Source organism: Pseudomonas arvensis (assembly GCF_056688935.1).
This window is the reverse complement of record NZ_CP162038.1, coordinates 2,966,906-2,985,869: the sequence shown is the minus strand read 5'-3', so window position 1 is coordinate 2,985,869 and position 18,964 is coordinate 2,966,906. Positions and strand designations below refer to the sequence as shown.

Genomic DNA, 18,964 nt, shown 5'->3' with positions numbered 1-18,964 from the left:
CGATTGCCAAGCTGGGAAGATGAACGCTCACTTTCTCACCCAGGATATCTCCCCATGACTTCTCCCCTCAGCGGTAAAACCGTCATCGTGATCGGCGGCAGCAGCGGCATTGGCGCGGCGGTGGCCAAGGCGGCGGTTGCGCGGGGTGCCCACGTGGTGCTGGCGGGCCGGCGCTTGTCCGCCGGCAGCGACAACGGCGTGCGCAGCGAACCGGTCGACGTGACAGACGCGACATCCCTGCAACGTCTGTTCGAAGGCGTCGGGCGCTTTGACCATCTGGTCTACACCTCAGGCCCGTCGGTGCGCGCTAAGCTCTTGATCGACACCGATCTGGACGAGGCCCAGGATAATTTCAACGTGAAACTCTGGGGTGCGTTGCGCGCGATCCAACTGGCGCTGCCGTTTCTCGACGAGCGCGGCAGCATCAGCCTGACCTCGGGGCAACTGGGGCGTAAGTGGGTGCCGGGGCAATTTATCAAGGTCGGCATCAATGCCGCGACCGAGGCACTGGGCAAGCAATTGGCCAAAGAGTTGGCACCGCGTCGGGTCAACGTGGTCAGCCCTGGGGTGATTGATACACCGGCGTATGCGGGGTTGGCTGAAGAGCAGCGGTTGGCGATGTTCGCCAAGGCGGGCGGTGCGTTGCCGGTTGGGCGGGTAGGGCAGGCCGAGGAGGTGGCGGCGGGGTATGTACTGGCCATGGAAAATGGCTATATGACCGGCAGCGTGATCGACATCGACGGCGGCGGATTGCTGTAGACAAAACCGCGAGAACTCAGAGGACTCAATGTGGGAGGGGCTTGACCCCTCCCACAAGCGCCGCGTTATGCCTTCAAGGTGCGTGTCATCCGCAGAGCCAGAAAGCTACCCGCCACAATCACCGCCGCCAGCAGGTACAGCGCAATATCGGTCGAGCCTGTAGCGTCCTTCACAAAGCCAACGATATACGGGCTGAGAAACCCCGCCATCTGCCCCATGGAATTGATCAATGCCAGGCCACCCGCCGCCGCGCCCGCGCTGAGCATCGCCGTCGGCACTGGCCAGAACATCGGCAGGCCGGTGAGGGCGCCCATGGTGGCGATGGTCAAGCCAAGGATGGCAATCGCCGGGGTGGTTGCGAAATTCACAGCAATTACCAGCCCAATCGCGCCCATCAGCATCGGCACCACCAAGTGCCAGCGACGCTCCTTGCGCAAGTCCGCAGAGCGACCCACCAGCAGCATAAACACCGCCGCCAGCAAATACGGAATCGCACTGAGCCAGCCGATCACCAGGTTATCGCTGAACCCCAGGTTCTTGATGATCGACGGCAGCCAGAAGTTGATCGCGTACACACCGCTCTGGATACAGAAGTAGATCAGGCCGAACGCCCAGATCGCCGGGTTCTTGAACACTTCGGCGAGGGAGTCGGTGGTGGTCTTCGGCTTGTTGGCCAGGTCCGTCGCCTGATCGGCTTCCAGCACTGCGCGCTCGTGGGGCTTGAGCCACTTGGCGTGGGCAAACGTGTCACTGAGCAGGAAGAAGGCGAGGGCGCCGAGAATCACGGTGGGGATGCCTTGCAGCAGGAACATCCACTGCCAGCCCGCCAAGCCGCCTTGGCCGGCGGCGAAGTGGTTGAGGATCCAGCCAGAGAACGGGCTGCCGAGCAAGCCGGACACCGGGATCGCCGACATGAACAGCGCCATGATCCGGCCACGGCGGAAGGTCGGGAACCACTGCGACAGGTAAAGCACCACGCCAGGGAAGAAGCCGGCTTCGGCAGCGCCCGTGAACAGGCGCAGGGTGTAGAAATGCGTCGGCGTGGTGACAAACAACAGGCACGTGGACAAGGTGCCCCACACGATCATCATCAACGCAATCCAGCGCCGTGGACCGAACCTGGTCAGCGCCAGATTGCTCGGTACGCCGCACAGCACGTAGCCGATGAAGAAAATCCCGGCACCCAGGCCGTACACGGTTTCACTGAATTTCAGCGCATCAAGCATCTGCAACTTGGCAAAGCCAACGTTGACCCGGTCGAGGTAGTTGAACAGATAGCAGATGAAAATGAAGGGGATCAGGCGCAGGGTAATGCGCTTGTAGATGGCGTTTTTATCGTCATCGGTGGCCAGTGTGGCAGCGGCGCTCTGTGACATGGCGTTCTCTCTTTATTATGATTTTTCGCGATGCGAGGGTAACGTTGATCGCCCAACGAGTCTCGGCCACGGAGCGGGGTGCTGTCTTTGTGCTCGCGCACAGTGACGGATACTTTGCGCTGTGCCGATGAACAATCATGTTTTTTCAGGAATTTAGACTCATGTTCGAGTTGGATCATGACTTGGCGCAGGACATTGTTGATCGGACCATGGCGATTTTGCCCTACAACGTCAATGTCATGGACAGCCAGGGCCTGATTCTGGGCAGTGGCGAGTCCGAGCGGATCAACACTCGCCACGAAGGCGCGCAACTGGTGCTGGCTAACGGTCGCGTGGTGGAAATCGACGGCCAGACCGCCAAGCACCTCAAGGGCGTGCAACCCGGTATCAACCTGCCGCTGCTGCACGATCAGCGCTTGATCGGTGTGCTGGGCATCACCGGCGAACCTGAGCTGCTGCGCACCTACGCCGAACTGGTACGCATGACCGCTGAAATGCTGGTCAGCCACCGTCATCAGCAAGCCGAGCAGCAATGGCGACGCCAGCGTTGCGATGATCTGTTGGCCTTACTTCTGGCCGAAACCGGAGACTCGCCGCGCCTGGTCGATGAAGCTCAACAGTTGGGACTCAAGCCCCAACTGGCGCGCACGCCGTACCTGTTCGAACTGGGTGACGGCCAGTCGGCGGAGGCGTTGAGTGCCTGGCTGACGTCGCGCTATCCGGACAGTTGGTGCGTCAGCTCGGCGCAGTTCTCGCTGTTATGGTGCCGGCCTGCGGCGGTGCAGGTGGATAATCCACGGTTGCTCGAAAAACTCGCAGGCCAAGGCTGGAATGTCCTGCGGGTGGCCGTCGGTGGGCAGGCAGAGGGGCTGGCCGGGTTGCGCCGTTGCTACCGGCGCGTCGGTGACTTGCTGGCCTACGGCCGCGATGTTCTGCCGCATTCGCGGTTGCTGACCCTCAACCGTTATCGCTTGCCGGTGATGCTCTGGCGCCATCGCAACGACGACGCGCTCGACGAACTGCTCAACCCCCTGCGCAGGGTGCTGGCCAAGGACAACAACGGCCAACTGCTGGCCACCCTGCGCAGTTGGTGCGACCACGATGGGCAAAGCCAGGCCTGCGCCGATGCGTTGGGCATCCACCGCAACAGTCTGCGCTACCGCATGGAGCGCATCGCCGAACTCAGCGGCGTCGACCCACTGACCCTGGACGGCATGCTTGCCCTGTACCTGGGCGTACAGCTGTTGCCCCAGCCTTTGTCGGAATGAACAACAAACCCCACCCGCACTTGTGCATCGGACCGGCGTCATTCCCGGTGCCAACTGGCAGCATGGGCGTCATAAAAACCGGAGAAAGCCCATGAAAATCATCATCGCCCCCGACTCGTTCAAGGACAGCCTGAGTGCCGAAGGCGTCGCCCAGGCCATTGCCCAAGGCTTGGCGCAGGTCTGGCCGGATGCGCAGTTGATCCAGTGCCCGATGGCGGACGGCGGTGAAGGAACGGTGGATTCGGTACTCGCGGCCTGCAATGGCGAGTTGCGCCGCCAAGCCGTACGCGGGCCGTTGGGCGCCACGGTTGATGCGCGCTGGGGCTGGTTGGCCGACAGCCACACGGCGATCATTGAAATGGCCGAAGCCAGCGGCCTGCAATTGGTCCCGCCAGGGCAGCGCGATGCCTGCATCAGCAGCACCTACGGCACTGGCGAACTGATCCGCGCCGCGTTGGATGCTGGCGCACAGCGCATCATCCTGGCGATTGGCGGCAGTGCCACCAATGATGGCGGGGCCGGGGCGATGCAGGCGCTGGGCGTGCAACTGTCTGACGCCCAATCCCAGGTGCTGGCGCCGGGCGGCCTGGCCTTATCCCAGCTGGCCCATATCAGCCTGGAGCGGCTTGATCCGCGCCTGTCCGAGGTGCGCTTCGAAATCGCCGCCGACGTCAACAATCCCCTGTGCGGTGCCCACGGCGCTTCAGCGATTTTTGGCCCGCAGAAAGGCGCAAATCCCGAGCAAGTCCAGAAGCTGGACGCCGCCCTCAGCCACTTCGCCGATCACTGCGCCAAGGTGCTGCCCAAGGACGTGCGCGATGAACCCGGCAGCGGCGCCGCCGGCGGCCTGGGCTTCGCCGCCAAAGCCTTTCTCGGCGCACAGTTTCGAGCCGGTGTAGACGTCGTCGCCGAACTGGTTGGCCTGGACGCGGTCGTACGCGGCGCCGACCTGGTCATCACCGGCGAAGGCCGCTTCGACGCCCAGACCCTGCGCGGTAAAACCCCCTTCGGCGTCGCCCGCATCGCCCAACAGCACGGCGTACCCGTGATCGTCATCGCCGGCACCCTGGGCGACGGTTATGAACAGATGTACGCCCACGGCGTCGACGCTGCCTTCGCCCTGCCTTGCGGCCCCATGAGCCTGGAGCAGGCGTGCGGTGAGGCACCGCGTTTGCTGCGTGAGCGGGCGGCGGATATTGCGCGGTTGTGGCGGGTGGCGGCGCGGGGCCGATAGACGCAGCCGTCAGCGCCGTGACAGATCTGTCGATAATTACTATGATCCGTGCTTACTTTGAAGACTGGCCGACCTGGCCGGGCACGTTGGAAGGCGATCATGCAGATCAAGCGTTTTACCCTCGTCAATTTCCGCGGCATCGAGAAGATGGAACTCGATTTCGAGGGCAAGAGGACTGTCGCCTTGGTGGGCGTCAATGGGGTGGGCAAGTCTTCGATTCTGGATGCGTTGGCGATTACGCTTTCGAATTTGACGGCGCGCATTGTGGATCAGGCAGCTAAGTCCAGAACGCTTTCTAAAGATGACATTAAAGTAGGATCTGATTACTCAAGATTAGCGGTTGTGGCCTCGCTTGGTGATCAGGAGGTCGACTGGGCTGTTGCGCTGAACCGACGTGCCGGTAAACACCCGAAAGAACAAAGTAGTGATTTCGCTCGGTTGAACAAGGCCGTCGGTCCAGTGGAAAACAGTGCATTCAACTACGAGCTGATAGGAGGGATGCCTGTCGAGCTTCCGTTAGCTGTCTATTACGATGTCCATAGGTCTGTTTTGGACGTGCCGCTACGTGTTCGAGAGCGTTTAATCAACGCTATCGCGGAAGGGTACGACGAGGCGCTTGGCCATGGAGGAGCAGACTTTAAGCGGTTTTTCATATGGTTCCGTAACCAAGAAGATTTGGAGAACGAAAGCAGCCGCGATTCCCCGGGTTATCGTGATCCAGAGCTTTCGGCAGTTCGTGAGGCGATTGAGACTTTCACCGGATTTAAGGACGTTCGCATTCGCCGTAAACCAACGCTGAGAATGACGGTTCTTAAAGGAAACCTTGAATTCAACGTTTTGCAGCTTTCTGATGGAGAAAAGTGTCTTTTAGCAATGGTCGGTGATCTGGCTCGTAGACTTACATTACTCAACCGTGAAGTGCCGCGACCGTTGGAAGGAAAGGGCGTCGTTCTAATCGATGAGCTAGACCTTCATCTCCACCCCGGCTGGCAACGCACCGTCGTCGCCAACCTTGAAAAAACCTTCCCCAACTGCCAGTTCATCATCACTACCCATTCCCCGCAAATACTGGGTGAACTGCCGGCAGAATCCGTAATGCTGCTTCAAGACGGCCAGTATCTCGGGCATCCAGAACGCTCACTGGGTCTTCGCAGCGGAGAGGTGATTGAAGAACTGATGGGAGGATTTGCCCAGAACCAAAACGTCAGTCAGCAACTGCGTAGAATTTACCGTGATCTTGACGACGACAATTTTGAGTCCGCCCAAGCCAACCTTGCCCAGTTACGCGAACAGGTCGGAAAAATCCCCGATGTCCTCGAAGCCCAAGCCAGCATTGACTCTTTGAGTTCGCTAGAAGAGGGCGAGGCGTGAGATCTATTAAAAAGGGCGCCGAACCGTGGGCCTTGATTGAATGGAAAAGGGAAAACCGAGATACACCCCATAATCTTTACTATGGAAAAGGCAGCAGTTTTCCGAGCGAAGCCGTGCGCCAGGCGCTCTTGAAGGAGCAGTTTCATTTGTGCGCCTACACCTTGCGGCGGCTGCCGACAGCGGTGCAATGCAAGGTGAAGGGTCAAGGCACGCAATTCAGTTGCCATATCGAACATGTTCTCTCACAAAAGCACCATAAGGCTCAAAGCGTTGCCTACAACAACCTGGTGGCGTGCTATCCCTCCAGCCAGACCAAAGTTGCCTGCGGTTATGGTGCAGTAGAAAAAGATGACTATGACTCGGCCCGCGAGCCTTTTGTCTCGCCGCTGACAGCGAACGTCGAGCGCCATTTCAGATACAGCAGTGACGGCTATGTAGAAGGCCTGAGCCCTGAGGCCGCCCAGACCATCAAGGTTCTCAAGCTCAATCATCCAACTTTGGTCAACGACAGAGCCGCCGTCATCAAGGGCCGATTGAAACCTCGTGGTACTCCAGTTTCAGCAGCCACCGCCCGGCGTATGGCTGATGAAGTCGACACTCCGGACGCCCAGCATTGCCTTCCTGAATATTGTGAGGCACTGAAGCAACAGGCAGAACGTCACGCACGGCAACTCGAAAAGCGTGCGGCTCGCGTACGCGGCCAGGCACGCCCCTGAAGCCTACCCCCGACAACGCCGAACATGGGACAATCCGCGCCTTTTTTGACACGGAGAGTCCCCATGCTGCGCCCCGCATTCCTGGCCCTGCTGTTGACCGGCACTGCCACTTTCGCTCAAGCCAACACCGAAACCGTCCCCTTGCTCCGGGAAATCAAGAACTGGGTCACAGGTTGCGACAACCTGCGCAATTGCCATGCCCTCAGCGCACCCAGTGGCGTTGACGAAGAGGACTACAGCTCGCTGACCTTGCACATCTGGCATCAGGCCGGGCCTGAAGGGTTCCTGCGTTTGCGGTTCGACCATCGAGGCGAGGCGCTGGACCTGTCGACTCTGCTGTTGGACGGCCAGCCGCTGGAGCTGGAGCTGACCCGGGACCTGCACATAGAACTCGACGATCAGGGCGGTGATCCCGAGGTGCAATCCTACGGCGTAATCGAGGACGCTGCAGCGCGGCGGTGGCTACAGCGTTTGCGCAATGGCCAGCGTGTGCAATTGCCGGGGGATGAGCAAGCCCATGTGTCGCTGAGTGGGTTGAGTGCTTCGCTGTTGTTGATGGATTCCGTGCAGGGCCGGGTGGATAACGTCAGCGCCCTGGCCCGGCCGGGTAAAGGCGCGGCCAGCGGCGTGCCCGCGCGCTTGCAGGCACCAGTGTTGCGCAGATTCCCAGGAGCGCCGGGGTTGACTGCGCAGGAGCAAGCTGGCCTCGTCGCGGCTGCGTTGCATACCATCACGCCCGAGGATAACGGCACCGGCAGCGCGCCCGAGGCCAACGCTGGCGCCCTGACCGCACAGCAGGCGATGACGGTGGTGCGTTATGACTGCGCAGCCTACAACTGTGAATACGATGTGGTCAGCCGCCAGCGCCAGGCGCCGTACGCACAAACCCCGATGCACCTTGAGCCCTTGCCATTGGGGATCGAGCCGCTGCAAGGCACGGTGGGGTACGACCCGGCCAGCGGCACCTTGAGTTATTTCTACAAGCTGCGCGGGCTCGGCGATTGTGGCGAGGGCGCCGTCTGGGTGTTTGATGGCCAGGGGTTCCAGCTCAGCGAGCTGCACGCCATGCCGCGCTGCACCGGGGTCGGTTACGGCGATTGGCCGGCGTTGTGGTCGACAGCGCCGGCACCCTAGCCATCGGACGGGCAGGGCCTCTACACTGGCTGGCCACGTGTCTTTCAAAGGATGAAACACCATGCACACGCCTGAACCCCATATCGTGATCCAGCGCTTTACCGAGGCCCATCTTGAGGGCGTCGCAGCGCTCTACAACGAACCGGCCGTGTGTCGACAGGTGCTGCAAATGCCTTTTCAATCCGTGGAGGCCTGGCGCAACAGACTGGTGCTGGACAACGAACGCCGGCTACAACTGGTGGCGGTGCACGGGGGCGAGGTGATCGGCCAGCTCGGCCTGGAACAGTACCTGCGCGTGCGCCGGGCCCATGTGGGTTCGTTCGGCATGGGCGTCGCACCGGCCTGGCAGGGCAAGGGCGTGGGTTCGCGCCTGCTGACGGCCGCGCTGGACGTGGCCGACAACTGGATGAACCTGCACCGCGTGGAACTCACGGTGTACGCCGACAACGAAGCCGCGCAACACCTGTACCGTAAATTCGGTTTCGAGGTGGAAGGGGTGTTGCGCGATTACGCCCTGCGTGACGGTGTGTTTGTCGACACCTTGAGCATGGCGCGCCTGCGCCGGTCGGCTTAATCCTGCAAGGCAAACGCCACCGCAGCCTGCGCATGCAGCTCGGTGGTGTCCAGCAGTGGCAGGTCGCTGTGTTCCGGCTTGATCAGCATCCCGATTTCCGTACAACCGAGGATGATTGCCTGGGCGCCACGGGCGGCCAGGGATTCGATCACCCGTTGGTAGATCTGGCGTGACGTGTCGCTGATCACGCCCACGCACAACTCTTCATAGATGATGCGGTGCATGTCCCGGCGCTCATTCGCGTCCGGCACCAATACCGTCAGGCCATGCTCGGCCAGGCGCGACGTGAGAAAGTCCTGCTCCATGGTAAAGGCAGTCCCCAACAGACCGACCGTCAGCGTGCCGGCTTCCACAGCGGCCAAACCGGCGGCATCGGCGATGTGCAGGAAGGAATCGACACCGCCTCCTCAATACGTGATGCCATCTTGTGCATGGTGTTGGTACACAGCACCACACACTCGGCGCCGCCCGCTTGCAGGCGACGCGCAGCCTCTTCCAGGATCAACGCGGCGTCATCCCAGCGCCCTGCATGCTGGGCCTGCTGCACAGGGCCGAAATCCACGCTGTACATCAACAGTTGCGCCGAGCGCAGCGGCCCGAGTTGGTCGCGTACGCGCTGGTTGATGATCCGGTAATACTCGGCGCTGGACTCCCAGCTCATGCCGCCGATAAGGCCGATGGTGCGCATGTGATACTCCTGACAAGGGATGTGGCTTCACCTTACCCACTGGCCAGCCAATAGTCATACGCAGTTGCCAGCCAAATGACCGGTGCAGTTTTAAGCCGTACGCCGTACCGCCGCATCTGCCATGATCAGCCCTCGCAACCTGGCTCACCCAAGGAATCTGGCAATGGACGATGTACAGCAACTGGGCGAGATGCTTCGTCATTACGCCGACAGCGAAGCGCACAAGAAGCAGCAATTCGACGTGCAATCAGCCCGCTGGGCACAAAAACTCGGTGAGTTGTTCGGGCAGATCGAACAGTGGCTGGAGCCGGTGAAAACCGTCGGGCTGCTGGAGGTCCATCGTCAAGCCTATGTGGCCAGTGGGCCCAGCGTGCCGGTGGAGACGTCCACCTTCAAGACCGAGAAGCTCATTGTGCAGATCACCGGCAAAACCGTGGAGTTCGTGCCGGATGTGATGGGCGCGGGCGGTTCGATTTCCGTTGCAGTGATGGGCTTGACCGCGGCGCGCCACGGCAGCGTTTCGCTGGTGCTGGCGGCCGATAAAAACGACTGGCTGTGGAAGAAAACCAATGGCCTGAAAGACCCGGATACCTTCGGTTTCGACGCCAACTTCCTGGCCTCGCAGTTGCAAAGCCTGATCCCTCGCGAGCGCAGCTGAGTCGTCTTGTCGCCACACCCGCTGGTCTGCCAAATGCCTGGGGCTAAATAAGGTGTATTCCCCAGGATTGGCTATACCTACAGCTCATTGTTTCGATGAAAACCGCCAGGGAGTTCGATGATGAAGCTAAGGCTAATGATCAGCACGCTATGCATTGCCACGATGGGGATGACGGGCTGCGCCAGTAAGGTGACGCAACCGGATGAGTATTCGGGCTTTCTGTCCGACTACAGCCACCTCAAGCAGGCCCAGTCACCGTCGGGCGCCGAGGTGATGCGCTGGGTCGATCCCAAGCTGGACCTGAGCCGCTACAACGCGGCCTACATCGAACCCACGCAGTTTTACCCCAAGCCCCACGGCACCGCGAAAATCCCCGACAGCACCCTCAACGGCATCAACGCCTACTACAACCAGGCGCTCAAGCGTGAGTTGGCCAAGTCACTGCCCCTGGCCAACGCGCCCGGCCCAGGTGTGATCGTGGTGCGTGCGGCAATCACTGCTGTCAGCAGCAAGACCGAAGGCCTGAAACCCTATGAGTTCATCCCGGTGGCCCTGGTGGTGGCGGCGGTGAGTACCGGCACCGGCATCCGTGACCAGGAAACCACCTTGGGCACCGAGGCGCAGTTTCTGGACGGCGCCAGCGGCAAGGTCATCGCCCAAGTGGTGCGCAAAGGCACCGGCAAACCACTGGCAAACGATTCACAGGTGATGAAGGCCGATGACGTGAAAGGCGTGATCGACGGATGGGCGTCCGACCTGCATCAGTCCTACATGAAACTTAGAAAACCCTAAAACGCATTCCTGGCCAGCCGGTTGTAGTAGCTGAGCAGGGCGTCGTAGCGGCGGGTGACGAGGTCATAGTCGTCACTCAACTGCTGCGGCGCGGCGTGGTCCTGCCAGTGCTGGTGCAGGGTAACCAAGGCCTGGAGGTATTCATCGGCAGGCGCCTTGATGTTGTACCAGAGGTGAATCGCCTCATCGTCGAGCCTTCTGCTGGGCATGGCGTTCAGAAAGATTCGGCCGTCTTCGGCAGTCTGGCGCAGCGCTTCGGTCAAGTCGGCCACCTGCTGCGGGGTCAGGTTGGCGTCGCGCACGCCTTGCTCGATCTGGTTGACCGCCTGGCGCGCCGTGATCATGTAGTTGAGCAGATGCCACTGCATGTCCCGGCCAAAGCGCGCCTCCAGCAGCGCCAGTTGCGCGGGACGCACGCGTAGATCTTCATCCTCCAGCTGTTGGCGCAGAGAAGTGGACGCCGTCAGGTAGGTTTCGACGACCTGGTCGTAGGCCAGCATCAATTGCTTGTGTTTGGCCTCTGCGGCTATTTCCTGGCCCGTAGGCGCCAGACTGCGCGCCTGCACGCGAGCGCTCCCATCCGCCAGGGCCGTGAGGTCGTACAGCGATTGCGCGTAGGCTCCGGCGGCCGCGAGCAAATCGCTGGCGGGTGCCTGGCGCTCCAGTTTCACCGTGTACTGCTGCGAACACACCGACCGCTGGATAAGGTACGGCGCCGGCTCGTTGCGGTCGCCATAGTTGTCGAGGGTCGGCTTGTCGGGCTCGGGGTAATAAGTTAGGCGCGTATCCCGGTCGACGCGGTTCACGCAATCAATGATCGGCGCCAGGGCACTCGCCCTGGCGGTGTGGGGACTGTCGCGCTGGTCCAGCCACAGTTGCACCTTTTGCAAAGGCCTGCTGGCACCGGCCACGCCGAGCAGGCCCAGGCCCAATGCCAGACTGATGGGTAACAACCATTTTGGATTCATGGCTTGGCCTCCTGACCGTACCACTGCGCCTGCGTGGCGGGCGCCTGGCACTCAACCACGCTGCGCGGCATGCGGCTGCACAGGCGTTCGGTCCACTGTTGCAGGCCTTGGTTGCGGGTGACCCGATGCTGGTTGTCGAGCACCTTCAAGCCAGCGTAGAGCGCGACCGCAGTGACGAGGCAAAGCGCCGTGCCGAGGACGGCCCAGCGCGGATGGCGGGCGGTCCACGGTGTGTGGTGATTCATGAAAGGCCGCTTGATCAGCCCCACCAGCGCCAGCGCGACCACCAGGGTCAAGCTGGCGAACGGGCTGAACACATAACCCAACGCCGCCGCCAGAACGAGGCCGGGGACCAGGTCGCGTATAGGCAACAGCGGCAAGTGGGCCGGGCTGAGCCAGCGGGGCAAGCGTTGGCTCAGCTGTTCATCCAGCACGCGGTATTGATGAGCCAACGGACGCCAGGCCTGCCAGGCGATGCCCGCACCGACCACAGCACCGATCGACCACAAAATCCCCTGGCCCAAGGTCGGTACCACGTTGCCGGCCAGGGCGTCGGCCTTTACCAGCACGCCCACCAGGCAACTGAGCACCAGCGCCACGAGCCACGGCCAGGTGTCCATCGCCGACTCCCAGCCCTGCCAGAAATACACCGTGCCACCGGGCATGCCTTCGGCAACGCTGACGTGATCGGCATAAATATCGGCGCTCAGGGTCTTGCAGGCCTTCCAGTCATCTTCGTCGAAGCGTTGGGCGAAGGCACGGCGCTGGCCCAGGCTCATCGGTGCCAGCAGTAAACGTGCGGCGCGCTGTTGCGGGCTGTGGGGCGGTTCTGCGGCCAACGCACGTTGGCGCGCCATAAAGGCTGGCCCTTGCTGGCGCTTCAACAACAGCGCCCAGTCGCCGGCCGGGCAGCCATGGTCTGCGCCGCCGTGCCAGTTTTGTCCGGCGCACACTGCATCGAACACCGTGCTCGACCAGTAAGGATGGTTGGCAAGCAGCCTGGCCAACCATTCGTTGAACCACTCGGCGTGGGGATGATTGTTGACCCAGGCATGCGCGCCGGGTGTAGCGGCGTAGGCGGCCAGGAACGCAGCGTCGTCTTGCTGGCCAAGGGCTTGGTGCAAGGGTTGCTGCAACCGGGTCCGGTGCTGGAACTCCAGGGTGCTGATCAATTCGCTGGGCAATTCCAACCGCTGCCAGGCGGTCAGCCAGTTGAAGGTCTCGAAGGCCCATCGCGTGTCTTCGGCATTGAGGTCGCCGTCGATACAGCGCTGCAACAGGTGGACTTCGAGCAACAGCGCGGTGCCATCGGCCATGGCCGCTTGGTAATGCTGGGCGAGGCTGAGGTCGGAGGTCTCGGTAAGCACGTCATCCGCGACCTGCTCGCCTGGGTTCCACGCCAGTGCCGCCTCGTAGGCTTCACGCAGACGCTGATAGCGCTCAGGGTCATCGTCCGGCCGGGTCTTTTTCAACAAGGCGGCGTATTGACGCTTGATCGTGCGGCTATCGGCACCTGGCGTCAGGCCGAGGACATTCCAGCAAGTCATGTGCGGTGCAACTCCCTAAACAATCGCGCCCGGCCTGGCCCTGTTGCGACCGGGCGCGTGGTGTTACTTGAGCGGTGTCAGTGGCGGCAGCTTCCATTGACCGCTACCCACCTCAGGCTTGGGCAGGTAAATCCGCAGTACAGCGAAAAACGGGCCGGGCGGCGCCGGCAACCAGTTGCTCTGTTCGGCTTTCGGTGGCTCATGGTGCTGCAACGCCAGGGTCACACCGCCGTCGGCGTCGCGCTTGAGGTCACCCAGCATGCGCGAGTTGATCAGGTAGCGTTTCTTGTGATTGGGCACCAGCAGCTTGGTCTTGGCGTCGTACAGGGTCAGGGACCAGAACGCATCGGCCGGAGGCAACTGGTCCTTGGCAAAATGCACGGTGTAACTGTGACGCGCACCATTGGCCGGTTTGCCTTCGCTGTCGACGAAATAACTGAGGTACGCGGCCTCGTCGCTGGAGTTGCCGAAGATGCCCATGTCCGCACCGGCGTAGCGGTACAGGTAGTTATTTTGCAGGTGGTCGCGGCTGCCGAACAGCTCACCGCTGGGCACTTGGTGGGTGTCGAGCTTGTCCTTCTTGAACGTTGCAAACTCGGCGCGGGCATCGCTGATGCCATCTTCCAGGGCCTTGCGCTGCTCGGTCGTCAACTGGTTGAACTTGAAGGGCGCACCGGGGGCGATGCCGATTGTGGCAAAGCGCGCCAGCAGGTCTTTTTCACTGTCCTGGGGCGCGGCGAAGGCCAACATGAAGTTCAGGTAGCGAAACAGTTGCGGGCCTTCGGCCATGGTCGCGGTGGGCTTGGGCCACTCGACCTTCGGCGCCTTGGCCGGCGCGGCTTGTTTCACGTAGCTGCTCAGCGTCTGCACTTTGTAGCCGTTCTGGATCTGCTTGACCTTGTTCAGGTCTTTTTCATCGAACAGCTGCGTGCGGTAAAGGGCGTAGGCGATGTTGCTTTCGCTGTACACCACGCGGTCCACGTCGACCGGTTGCTGACCTTTCCAGTCCGGGCCGGCAATCATGTAGTGGCCGCCATTGTTGCCGGTGCTGCGGGTGCCCAGGTAGGCGATGTTCTGCGTATAGAGGTCGATCAACTGCACCGAGTAGTAACGGTTATCTTCGATCTTCGGCAACGTGAGCACCAACGGCTCGCTGCGCAGGTCCATCCATACAAAGGAGTAGGGCGTGTCGGCGTTCGGGGTCAAGATCGCCGTGTCCTTGGGCGTAAACACCTGGGCGGTGTTGCCGATCCGGTTGAACGGTGCCTTGAAGTTGGCGCCGCCTTTATCAACGGCCTGGGTGTAGAGCGTCTTGTACATCTGCACCACCGGGTAGCCATACAGGTAGGCTTCCTTGGCGATGGCCCGCGCTTCGCTCGGGGTCGCGGTGAAATCGGCCCAGGCGCCGGTACTCATGAGTATCGAGAGGCTCGCCAACAGCAGGCGCGTCGGTTTTCCAATCATGTTGTTGCGTCCTTACAGGGGGCTTTGAGTGACGGGGAGTGAAGGCTGCGAGTTTCCGGTTTTATTTCCCGAACGTCACGTTAATCCCTGCAAAAATGACGCAGGTCACGTTATCCCGCTGGCGACGGAATCAGGCGTCGGGCAGCATTGATTTGACTTTGTCGCGCAGTTGGTCAATCGAGAACGGTTTGGCAATCACCTGCATGCCTGCGGGCACGTCAATGTTTTCTGCGTAGCCGCTGGCAAACAGGATCGGCAGAGAGGGGAGTAGCTCACGGACTATCGTTGCCAGTTGCTTGCCGTCCATGTCCGGCAGGCCAACGTCGGTCATCATCAGGTCAATCACCTTGTCGCCGTCTTGAACCGTGTTGAGCGCCTCTTCGGCATCGGCCGCTTCAAGCACCGTGAACTCCAGCTCCTCAAGCACATCGACGATCAGCATGCGCACGATGGCATCGTCTTCGACGACAAGGATTGTGGAGGCTGTAGCGGACATAATCAAAATTCCCGAGAAATGGACAGGCAGGTCTTTGGCGGTTGAAAGACCATTCTCTAATGAGTCGCGTCAATCTCGGCAAGTTCCGTTGGCCGAGGCATTGTGACGGGAATGGAGAAAAATGTCCCGTTACGCATAACTTGGAAAATAGGCCAAGGGCGGTGCCTCCAAACGCCCTTGGCGTGCCGTCAGGCGGGCAACGGCTCGGATACCAATACTGAAACAGCAAAACTGTCAACTCTGTCCGTGACGATGTCATTGGGGTGGAACGGACTCACGTGAAACTCACGCAGGCCTTGCTGGGTAATTCTCGGGTTTAACGTTTGGGCGACTGACCCGCTGTTCAGCACCTTCTCCAGGCCCGCCTGCATGGACTGCAGGTTGTCAAACTTGACCAGCCCGCCATTGGGCTCGAAGAAAAACCACTCTTTTTTACCCGCGTTGATTCTGACCCCTGCCAGCAGGGCGTGATCGCGCGTGCTGATTCTCAAATATTTTGAGCTATTGGCTCGGCTCAATTCGTCGATAATACGGGGGGGGCTCATTAGCGAGGGGGCGGTGCCGATATGGAACGTGTCCTTCTGGTTTACCGACGCCTGCAGGGTCTTTAAATGCTGATTGAATGTATTGTGCTGCGCGGTGGGCAATGGCGTAGTGGAGGCCCTGCGCATGTTTTCGAGGAATACTGTCTCGTCTCCCCTGTGAAGGGCGAGCGCCATCGCATTCACCATCCCCGCACAGTCGCCCTTTGACGTCAAATCAACACGGGCGAGGTAAGAAGATTGGGAAAAACGGTCTATGGAAACGCCAGGCCCACCGACGTCGCTCGCCAGAAGGGCTGTGAAGTAGGTGCCGTGCTCGATTCTTTTCTCCTTGATCACTCTGCTCAGCACCCCCATTTCTTTCGGGGTCCGCTCAGGTTTCGCCGCCAGTGCGACCAATTTCTCAAATTCGTTTTCGCCAGCGTAATCCGACAACTCATCAAGTGATCCCGTTTGGTAACCCTGATTGAATTCCACAAGCTTGTTGGGGGTTCGTGCCTTAACGATATTCGTGTGTACGCTCTCAAGGTTGGCGTCCACGACATTGTCGAACAGGCCGCCACGCAGGGGCGTGAAATCTTCAAGGGGCGAGCCGTAGGGGGTGTTTCGGATGGGATCGAAGCTGTACCAGTTATCGTTTTTCAAGACGGCAACGCCTTCGGTACTGTTCCCTGCGACTTTAAACGAACCTACCAACGTTGGACCGTATTCCTTGCTGGCGGCTTTTAACAGGTCATAGCTTCCCGATGCGCCGCGTACCTTGTTGATCAGCCATTGACCCGAGTTGCCGACCAGTCTGGCGCCTTGTGTGGCCAGTTTGACCGAGCCTGTCGCTAGGCCCTTGGCGCCGCTCAAAGGGTTGAGCGCGCTGATGACTCCGCCACCGATGATTTTTGCTGTCTTGAGTGCTTTGACGGCGGCAGAAGCGCTGGTTGAAGCAACTTTGGCGACCTTTGCGCCGGTGGCGGCTCCAGCCGTCAGAAGGCCGAGGGCATCGAGCCCGAGGTCCATAAGCCCTGCCTCATAGTCACCGTCGCGAAAATTGACTATGGCCGATCTCAAGGGGATCAGATTGAGAAAAAACTGCCTGACCTGCTCTTTGCGCTCTTTTTGTTCATCTAAGGTAGTGGTTCCGCTGGCCTGCCTCCATTTAGCTTGACTGTCGATATCCAGATGCTCGGAGAAAGCATCGGCGAGGAACTGTGTGCGGGACGAGGTAAAGCTTGAGGGGACAAGCGAGCTGCCTGCAGGTTTCTTTTCCATGCCTTCGGCATCATGGTTTTTAGGCGTGAACGGTTCAATCTTTGTCTCGATATTGGCGTTAACCCACCCCCCTCGCGTGATAAGTGACTCACTGGGTTGCTTGACGATGCGCTTATTTCTGATGTCGATCTTATACACGCAAACCTCAGGCTTTCCGTCCACCTCCCGTTCAGTTCTGACCAGGAGTTCGTTCAAGTTGGACTGGAACGTAGGAGGGTTTATAAACCCCATGCCAATTTTGTATTGCTTGAACTGATAGAAATCGATTTTGCCGAATTCGAGATTTTTTCGATCCTCCAGCGGGAGTTCGCAAACCAGATGTTTAACGTGGGTATCGATCCCTTTTTTCAGCGATTCGACTGCCTGTTCGTACTGTTTTAAAAACACGCCGTTTACATTGAGCCTTGGCTGTTGGTTAATCGCATCGATGGGAATTCGATCATCGTAGCTCTTCCAATTGACGTTCATCCCCATCATGGCCATATCCAGCATCGAGTGCTTCCCATCCAATTGAAGCGCCTCATTCTGGGTGACGGTTGAAAGGCATTTCACTTCAAACGGCACATCACTGCCAAAATGTTCCTTGAGCTTTTCCAGGGCAATGGCTTTTTTACTTGGAATCTGGGCATCAAGGCTCTGAGACGCGGCGATTTTCGCGTTCATTTGCTGGTTGAACGCGATGCGGATGCGATCCACTTCCTCCGGACCATAGAGCGCATCATCTTTCTTCACCACAATGCCGTTGGCCACGCCCCAGTCCAACATTATTGCCTTTGTGGCGTTTTCCGGGGCGCCATTCAACGCCTGTGCAGCACTCATGACCTGACCGTAACTCATCTGAGCAACCGTGCCGGGCGCATGGGCCTCGACTTTAGCCGCTGCAATGCAAAAAACGGCCCAGGCTTGACTGCCTACTACCACGCTGGCGGGGATCTCCTTGACCAGAAATTGAGGCGCCGTCCGCGTCAGCAGTATGTGCGTTGCCAGTTTGGCCGTGACGTCTGTGGCACGGCCAAGACTGACCAGGTGACGACTCAGGCTGCTGACCACATCCGACGGCGGCATGCCCCAATGCTTTTCCTGTGCCAAATCAAATTTGGCGAGTGTATTCCTGACGGGTTGCTGGACGGTTTCGCGATCCAGGCTGATTTGAAGAGCCGCCAACAGGTAGTCGCTGCGGCTGGTATGCGTGTCGATACCACCGAGTAAGCTTTGCAGATACAGCCCCAATGCCTGGGCTTTGGGCGAACTGAGCAGGATGTCGAGCGCCTTGGCTGGTTCTTGCAGTTGTGTATCCGACAGGCTGCTGGCTTTGATCAGCACCCCCAGCGTCCCTTTGGACAGCTCCAGCCGTACCGAGTCTGGGTCTGCTAGCCGATGACTGCGCAAAATGCTGGCTTCGACGATACTCCTGATTTTGATTTGTTGTTCTCGGGACAGGGGCAGAGGCCAGTCTAACGCGCCTCCCAATGCGCCCATCGGCGACTCCAGTGCTCGCGCTTGTGCCGCGTCCATCAGGTGAATTACATCGGATCGGGTTTGAGGGATTGGCAAACCATGATGGTTGATAAAATCTTCCAGGCTGACGGACACGCTATCCGGCATGCCGGCGGCGCGTGGATCAATGGCGGTATGGGCGTTTTTCAAGTGTGCCAGCACCGCTTGGGGTGTCGCGTTTTCGCTCAGGTTTTGAGCGGCATTCATGAGCTGCTGTGCCAGATTTTTCCAGTTTTTAGCATTCCCCTGCATCCGGGCTTCTGGTGCGTAGGGTGTGCCGTTATCCGTGCCACCCAGCGGCGCCGCTGCGCTGCGCTGACTGTCTGCCGGCTTGGCAGTGCCGACACTTTCTACCTGGACGGGCTTTGCAGGATTGGCATGACGGATGGTTTGCGTGGGATTTGGGTTCAGTGCGCCAAGCATAGAGATTACCTTTGATAATTAAGGGCAACTGCTGTCCTTGAGGTACCTCCTTGAACCCAAGGCATTCGTGAATTGAGTGCCGGGGCCAAACCGAAACGTTCCGGGTGAACCTGATCCGAATATGTCGAGAATCTTATTCAGGGCATGGTTCTGTGGGCTGAGACAGGGAAGACTGATCAGAAACGTAGCCGCCT

15 protein-coding genes and 1 pseudogene are annotated in these 18,964 nt (G+C 59.9%); 9 read left to right on the top strand and 7 right to left on the bottom strand.

Annotated features, from left to right (window positions below; all coding sequences use genetic code 11):
* The first annotated feature begins 54 nt into the window (after window positions 1–54).
* A complete protein-coding gene (locus tag AB3G88_RS13255) occupies window positions 55–759 on the top strand; it encodes an SDR family oxidoreductase (RefSeq protein ID WP_099583024.1) in 705 nt (234 codons plus the stop codon).
* A gap of 65 nt (window positions 760–824) precedes the next feature.
* Here AB3G88_RS13255 and AB3G88_RS13250 read toward each other — a convergent pair whose 3' ends face one another.
* Window positions 825–2,135 carry an MFS transporter gene (locus AB3G88_RS13250; protein ID WP_480454310.1) on the bottom strand — a complete coding sequence of 437 codons (1,311 nt, stop codon included), beginning with the start codon at window positions 2,133–2,135 and terminating at the stop codon, window positions 825–827.
* A 161-nt stretch (window positions 2,136–2,296) separates the two neighbouring features.
* Between AB3G88_RS13250 and AB3G88_RS13245 the strand changes: the two genes are divergently transcribed.
* The 6 genes from AB3G88_RS13245 (at window position 2,297) to AB3G88_RS13220 (ending at window position 8,432) form a co-directional block, all read left to right on the top strand.
* Window positions 2,297–3,403: a sugar diacid recognition domain-containing protein gene (locus AB3G88_RS13245; RefSeq protein ID WP_480454309.1), complete on the top strand. Its 1,107-nt coding sequence runs from the start codon at window positions 2,297–2,299 to the stop codon at window positions 3,401–3,403.
* 91 nt (window positions 3,404–3,494) lie between these two features.
* Window positions 3,495–4,637, top strand: coding sequence for a glycerate kinase (locus AB3G88_RS13240; RefSeq protein WP_480454308.1), 1,143 nt, complete (start codon window positions 3,495–3,497; stop codon window positions 4,635–4,637).
* 99 nt (window positions 4,638–4,736) lie between these two features.
* A complete protein-coding gene (locus AB3G88_RS13235; protein WP_480454306.1) occupies window positions 4,737–6,008 on the top strand; it encodes an AAA family ATPase in 1,272 nt (423 codons plus the stop codon).
* Window positions 6,005–6,724 (top strand): HNH endonuclease family protein, encoded by a 720-nt coding sequence (locus tag AB3G88_RS13230; RefSeq protein WP_480454305.1) that lies wholly within the window; start codon window positions 6,005–6,007, stop codon window positions 6,722–6,724. The genes AB3G88_RS13235 and AB3G88_RS13230 overlap by 4 nt, the downstream gene beginning before the upstream one ends.
* A gap of 63 nt (window positions 6,725–6,787) precedes the next feature.
* Window positions 6,788–7,858: a DUF1176 domain-containing protein gene (locus tag AB3G88_RS13225; RefSeq protein WP_480454304.1), complete on the top strand. Its 1,071-nt coding sequence runs from the start codon at window positions 6,788–6,790 to the stop codon at window positions 7,856–7,858.
* A 61-nt stretch (window positions 7,859–7,919) separates the two neighbouring features.
* Window positions 7,920–8,432, top strand: a complete 513-nt coding sequence (locus AB3G88_RS13220; RefSeq protein WP_480454302.1) for a GNAT family N-acetyltransferase — start codon at window positions 7,920–7,922, stop codon at window positions 8,430–8,432.
* On the opposite strand, the pseudogene AB3G88_RS13215 reads toward AB3G88_RS13220, so the two are convergent.
* Window positions 8,429–9,120: pseudogene (locus AB3G88_RS13215) on the bottom strand (aspartate/glutamate racemase family protein). The gene AB3G88_RS13220 and the pseudogene AB3G88_RS13215 overlap by 4 nt on opposite strands.
* A gap of 163 nt (window positions 9,121–9,283) precedes the next feature.
* On the opposite strand from AB3G88_RS13215, the gene AB3G88_RS13210 reads away from it, so the two are divergent.
* Both AB3G88_RS13210 and AB3G88_RS13205 read left to right on the top strand, forming a co-directional pair.
* Window positions 9,284–9,778: a hypothetical protein gene (locus AB3G88_RS13210; protein WP_191958500.1), complete on the top strand. Its 495-nt coding sequence runs from the start codon at window positions 9,284–9,286 to the stop codon at window positions 9,776–9,778.
* Between the two features lie 120 nt (window positions 9,779–9,898).
* Window positions 9,899–10,570 (top strand): DUF3313 domain-containing protein, encoded by a 672-nt coding sequence (locus tag AB3G88_RS13205; protein ID WP_480454300.1) that lies wholly within the window; start codon window positions 9,899–9,901, stop codon window positions 10,568–10,570.
* Here the strand turns inward: AB3G88_RS13205 and AB3G88_RS13200 are convergent.
* From AB3G88_RS13200 to AB3G88_RS13180, 5 genes are all read right to left on the bottom strand, one after another.
* Window positions 10,567–11,538 carry a DUF3829 domain-containing protein gene (locus tag AB3G88_RS13200; RefSeq protein ID WP_480454299.1) on the bottom strand — a complete coding sequence of 324 codons (972 nt, stop codon included), beginning with the start codon at window positions 11,536–11,538 and terminating at the stop codon, window positions 10,567–10,569. The genes AB3G88_RS13205 and AB3G88_RS13200 overlap by 4 nt on opposite strands.
* A complete protein-coding gene (locus AB3G88_RS13195; protein WP_480454298.1) occupies window positions 11,535–13,085 on the bottom strand; it encodes a J domain-containing protein in 1,551 nt (516 codons plus the stop codon). The genes AB3G88_RS13200 and AB3G88_RS13195 overlap by 4 nt, the downstream gene beginning before the upstream one ends.
* A 63-nt stretch (window positions 13,086–13,148) precedes the next feature.
* The gene (locus tag AB3G88_RS13190) at window positions 13,149–14,549 is read right to left on the bottom strand and encodes a DUF1254 domain-containing protein (RefSeq protein WP_112195296.1); all 1,401 of its coding nucleotides are present in this window, start codon (window positions 14,547–14,549) and stop codon (window positions 13,149–13,151) included.
* A gap of 130 nt (window positions 14,550–14,679) precedes the next feature.
* On the bottom strand, window positions 14,680–15,045 hold the full coding sequence (locus tag AB3G88_RS13185; protein ID WP_480454295.1) for a response regulator: 366 nt from the start codon (window positions 15,043–15,045) through the stop codon (window positions 14,680–14,682).
* 188 nt (window positions 15,046–15,233) lie between these two features.
* Window positions 15,234–18,770 carry an Mcf1 protease effector domain-containing protein gene (locus tag AB3G88_RS13180; protein WP_480454294.1) on the bottom strand — a complete coding sequence of 1,179 codons (3,537 nt, stop codon included), beginning with the start codon at window positions 18,768–18,770 and terminating at the stop codon, window positions 15,234–15,236.
* Between the last annotated feature and the right edge of the window lie 194 nt (window positions 18,771–18,964).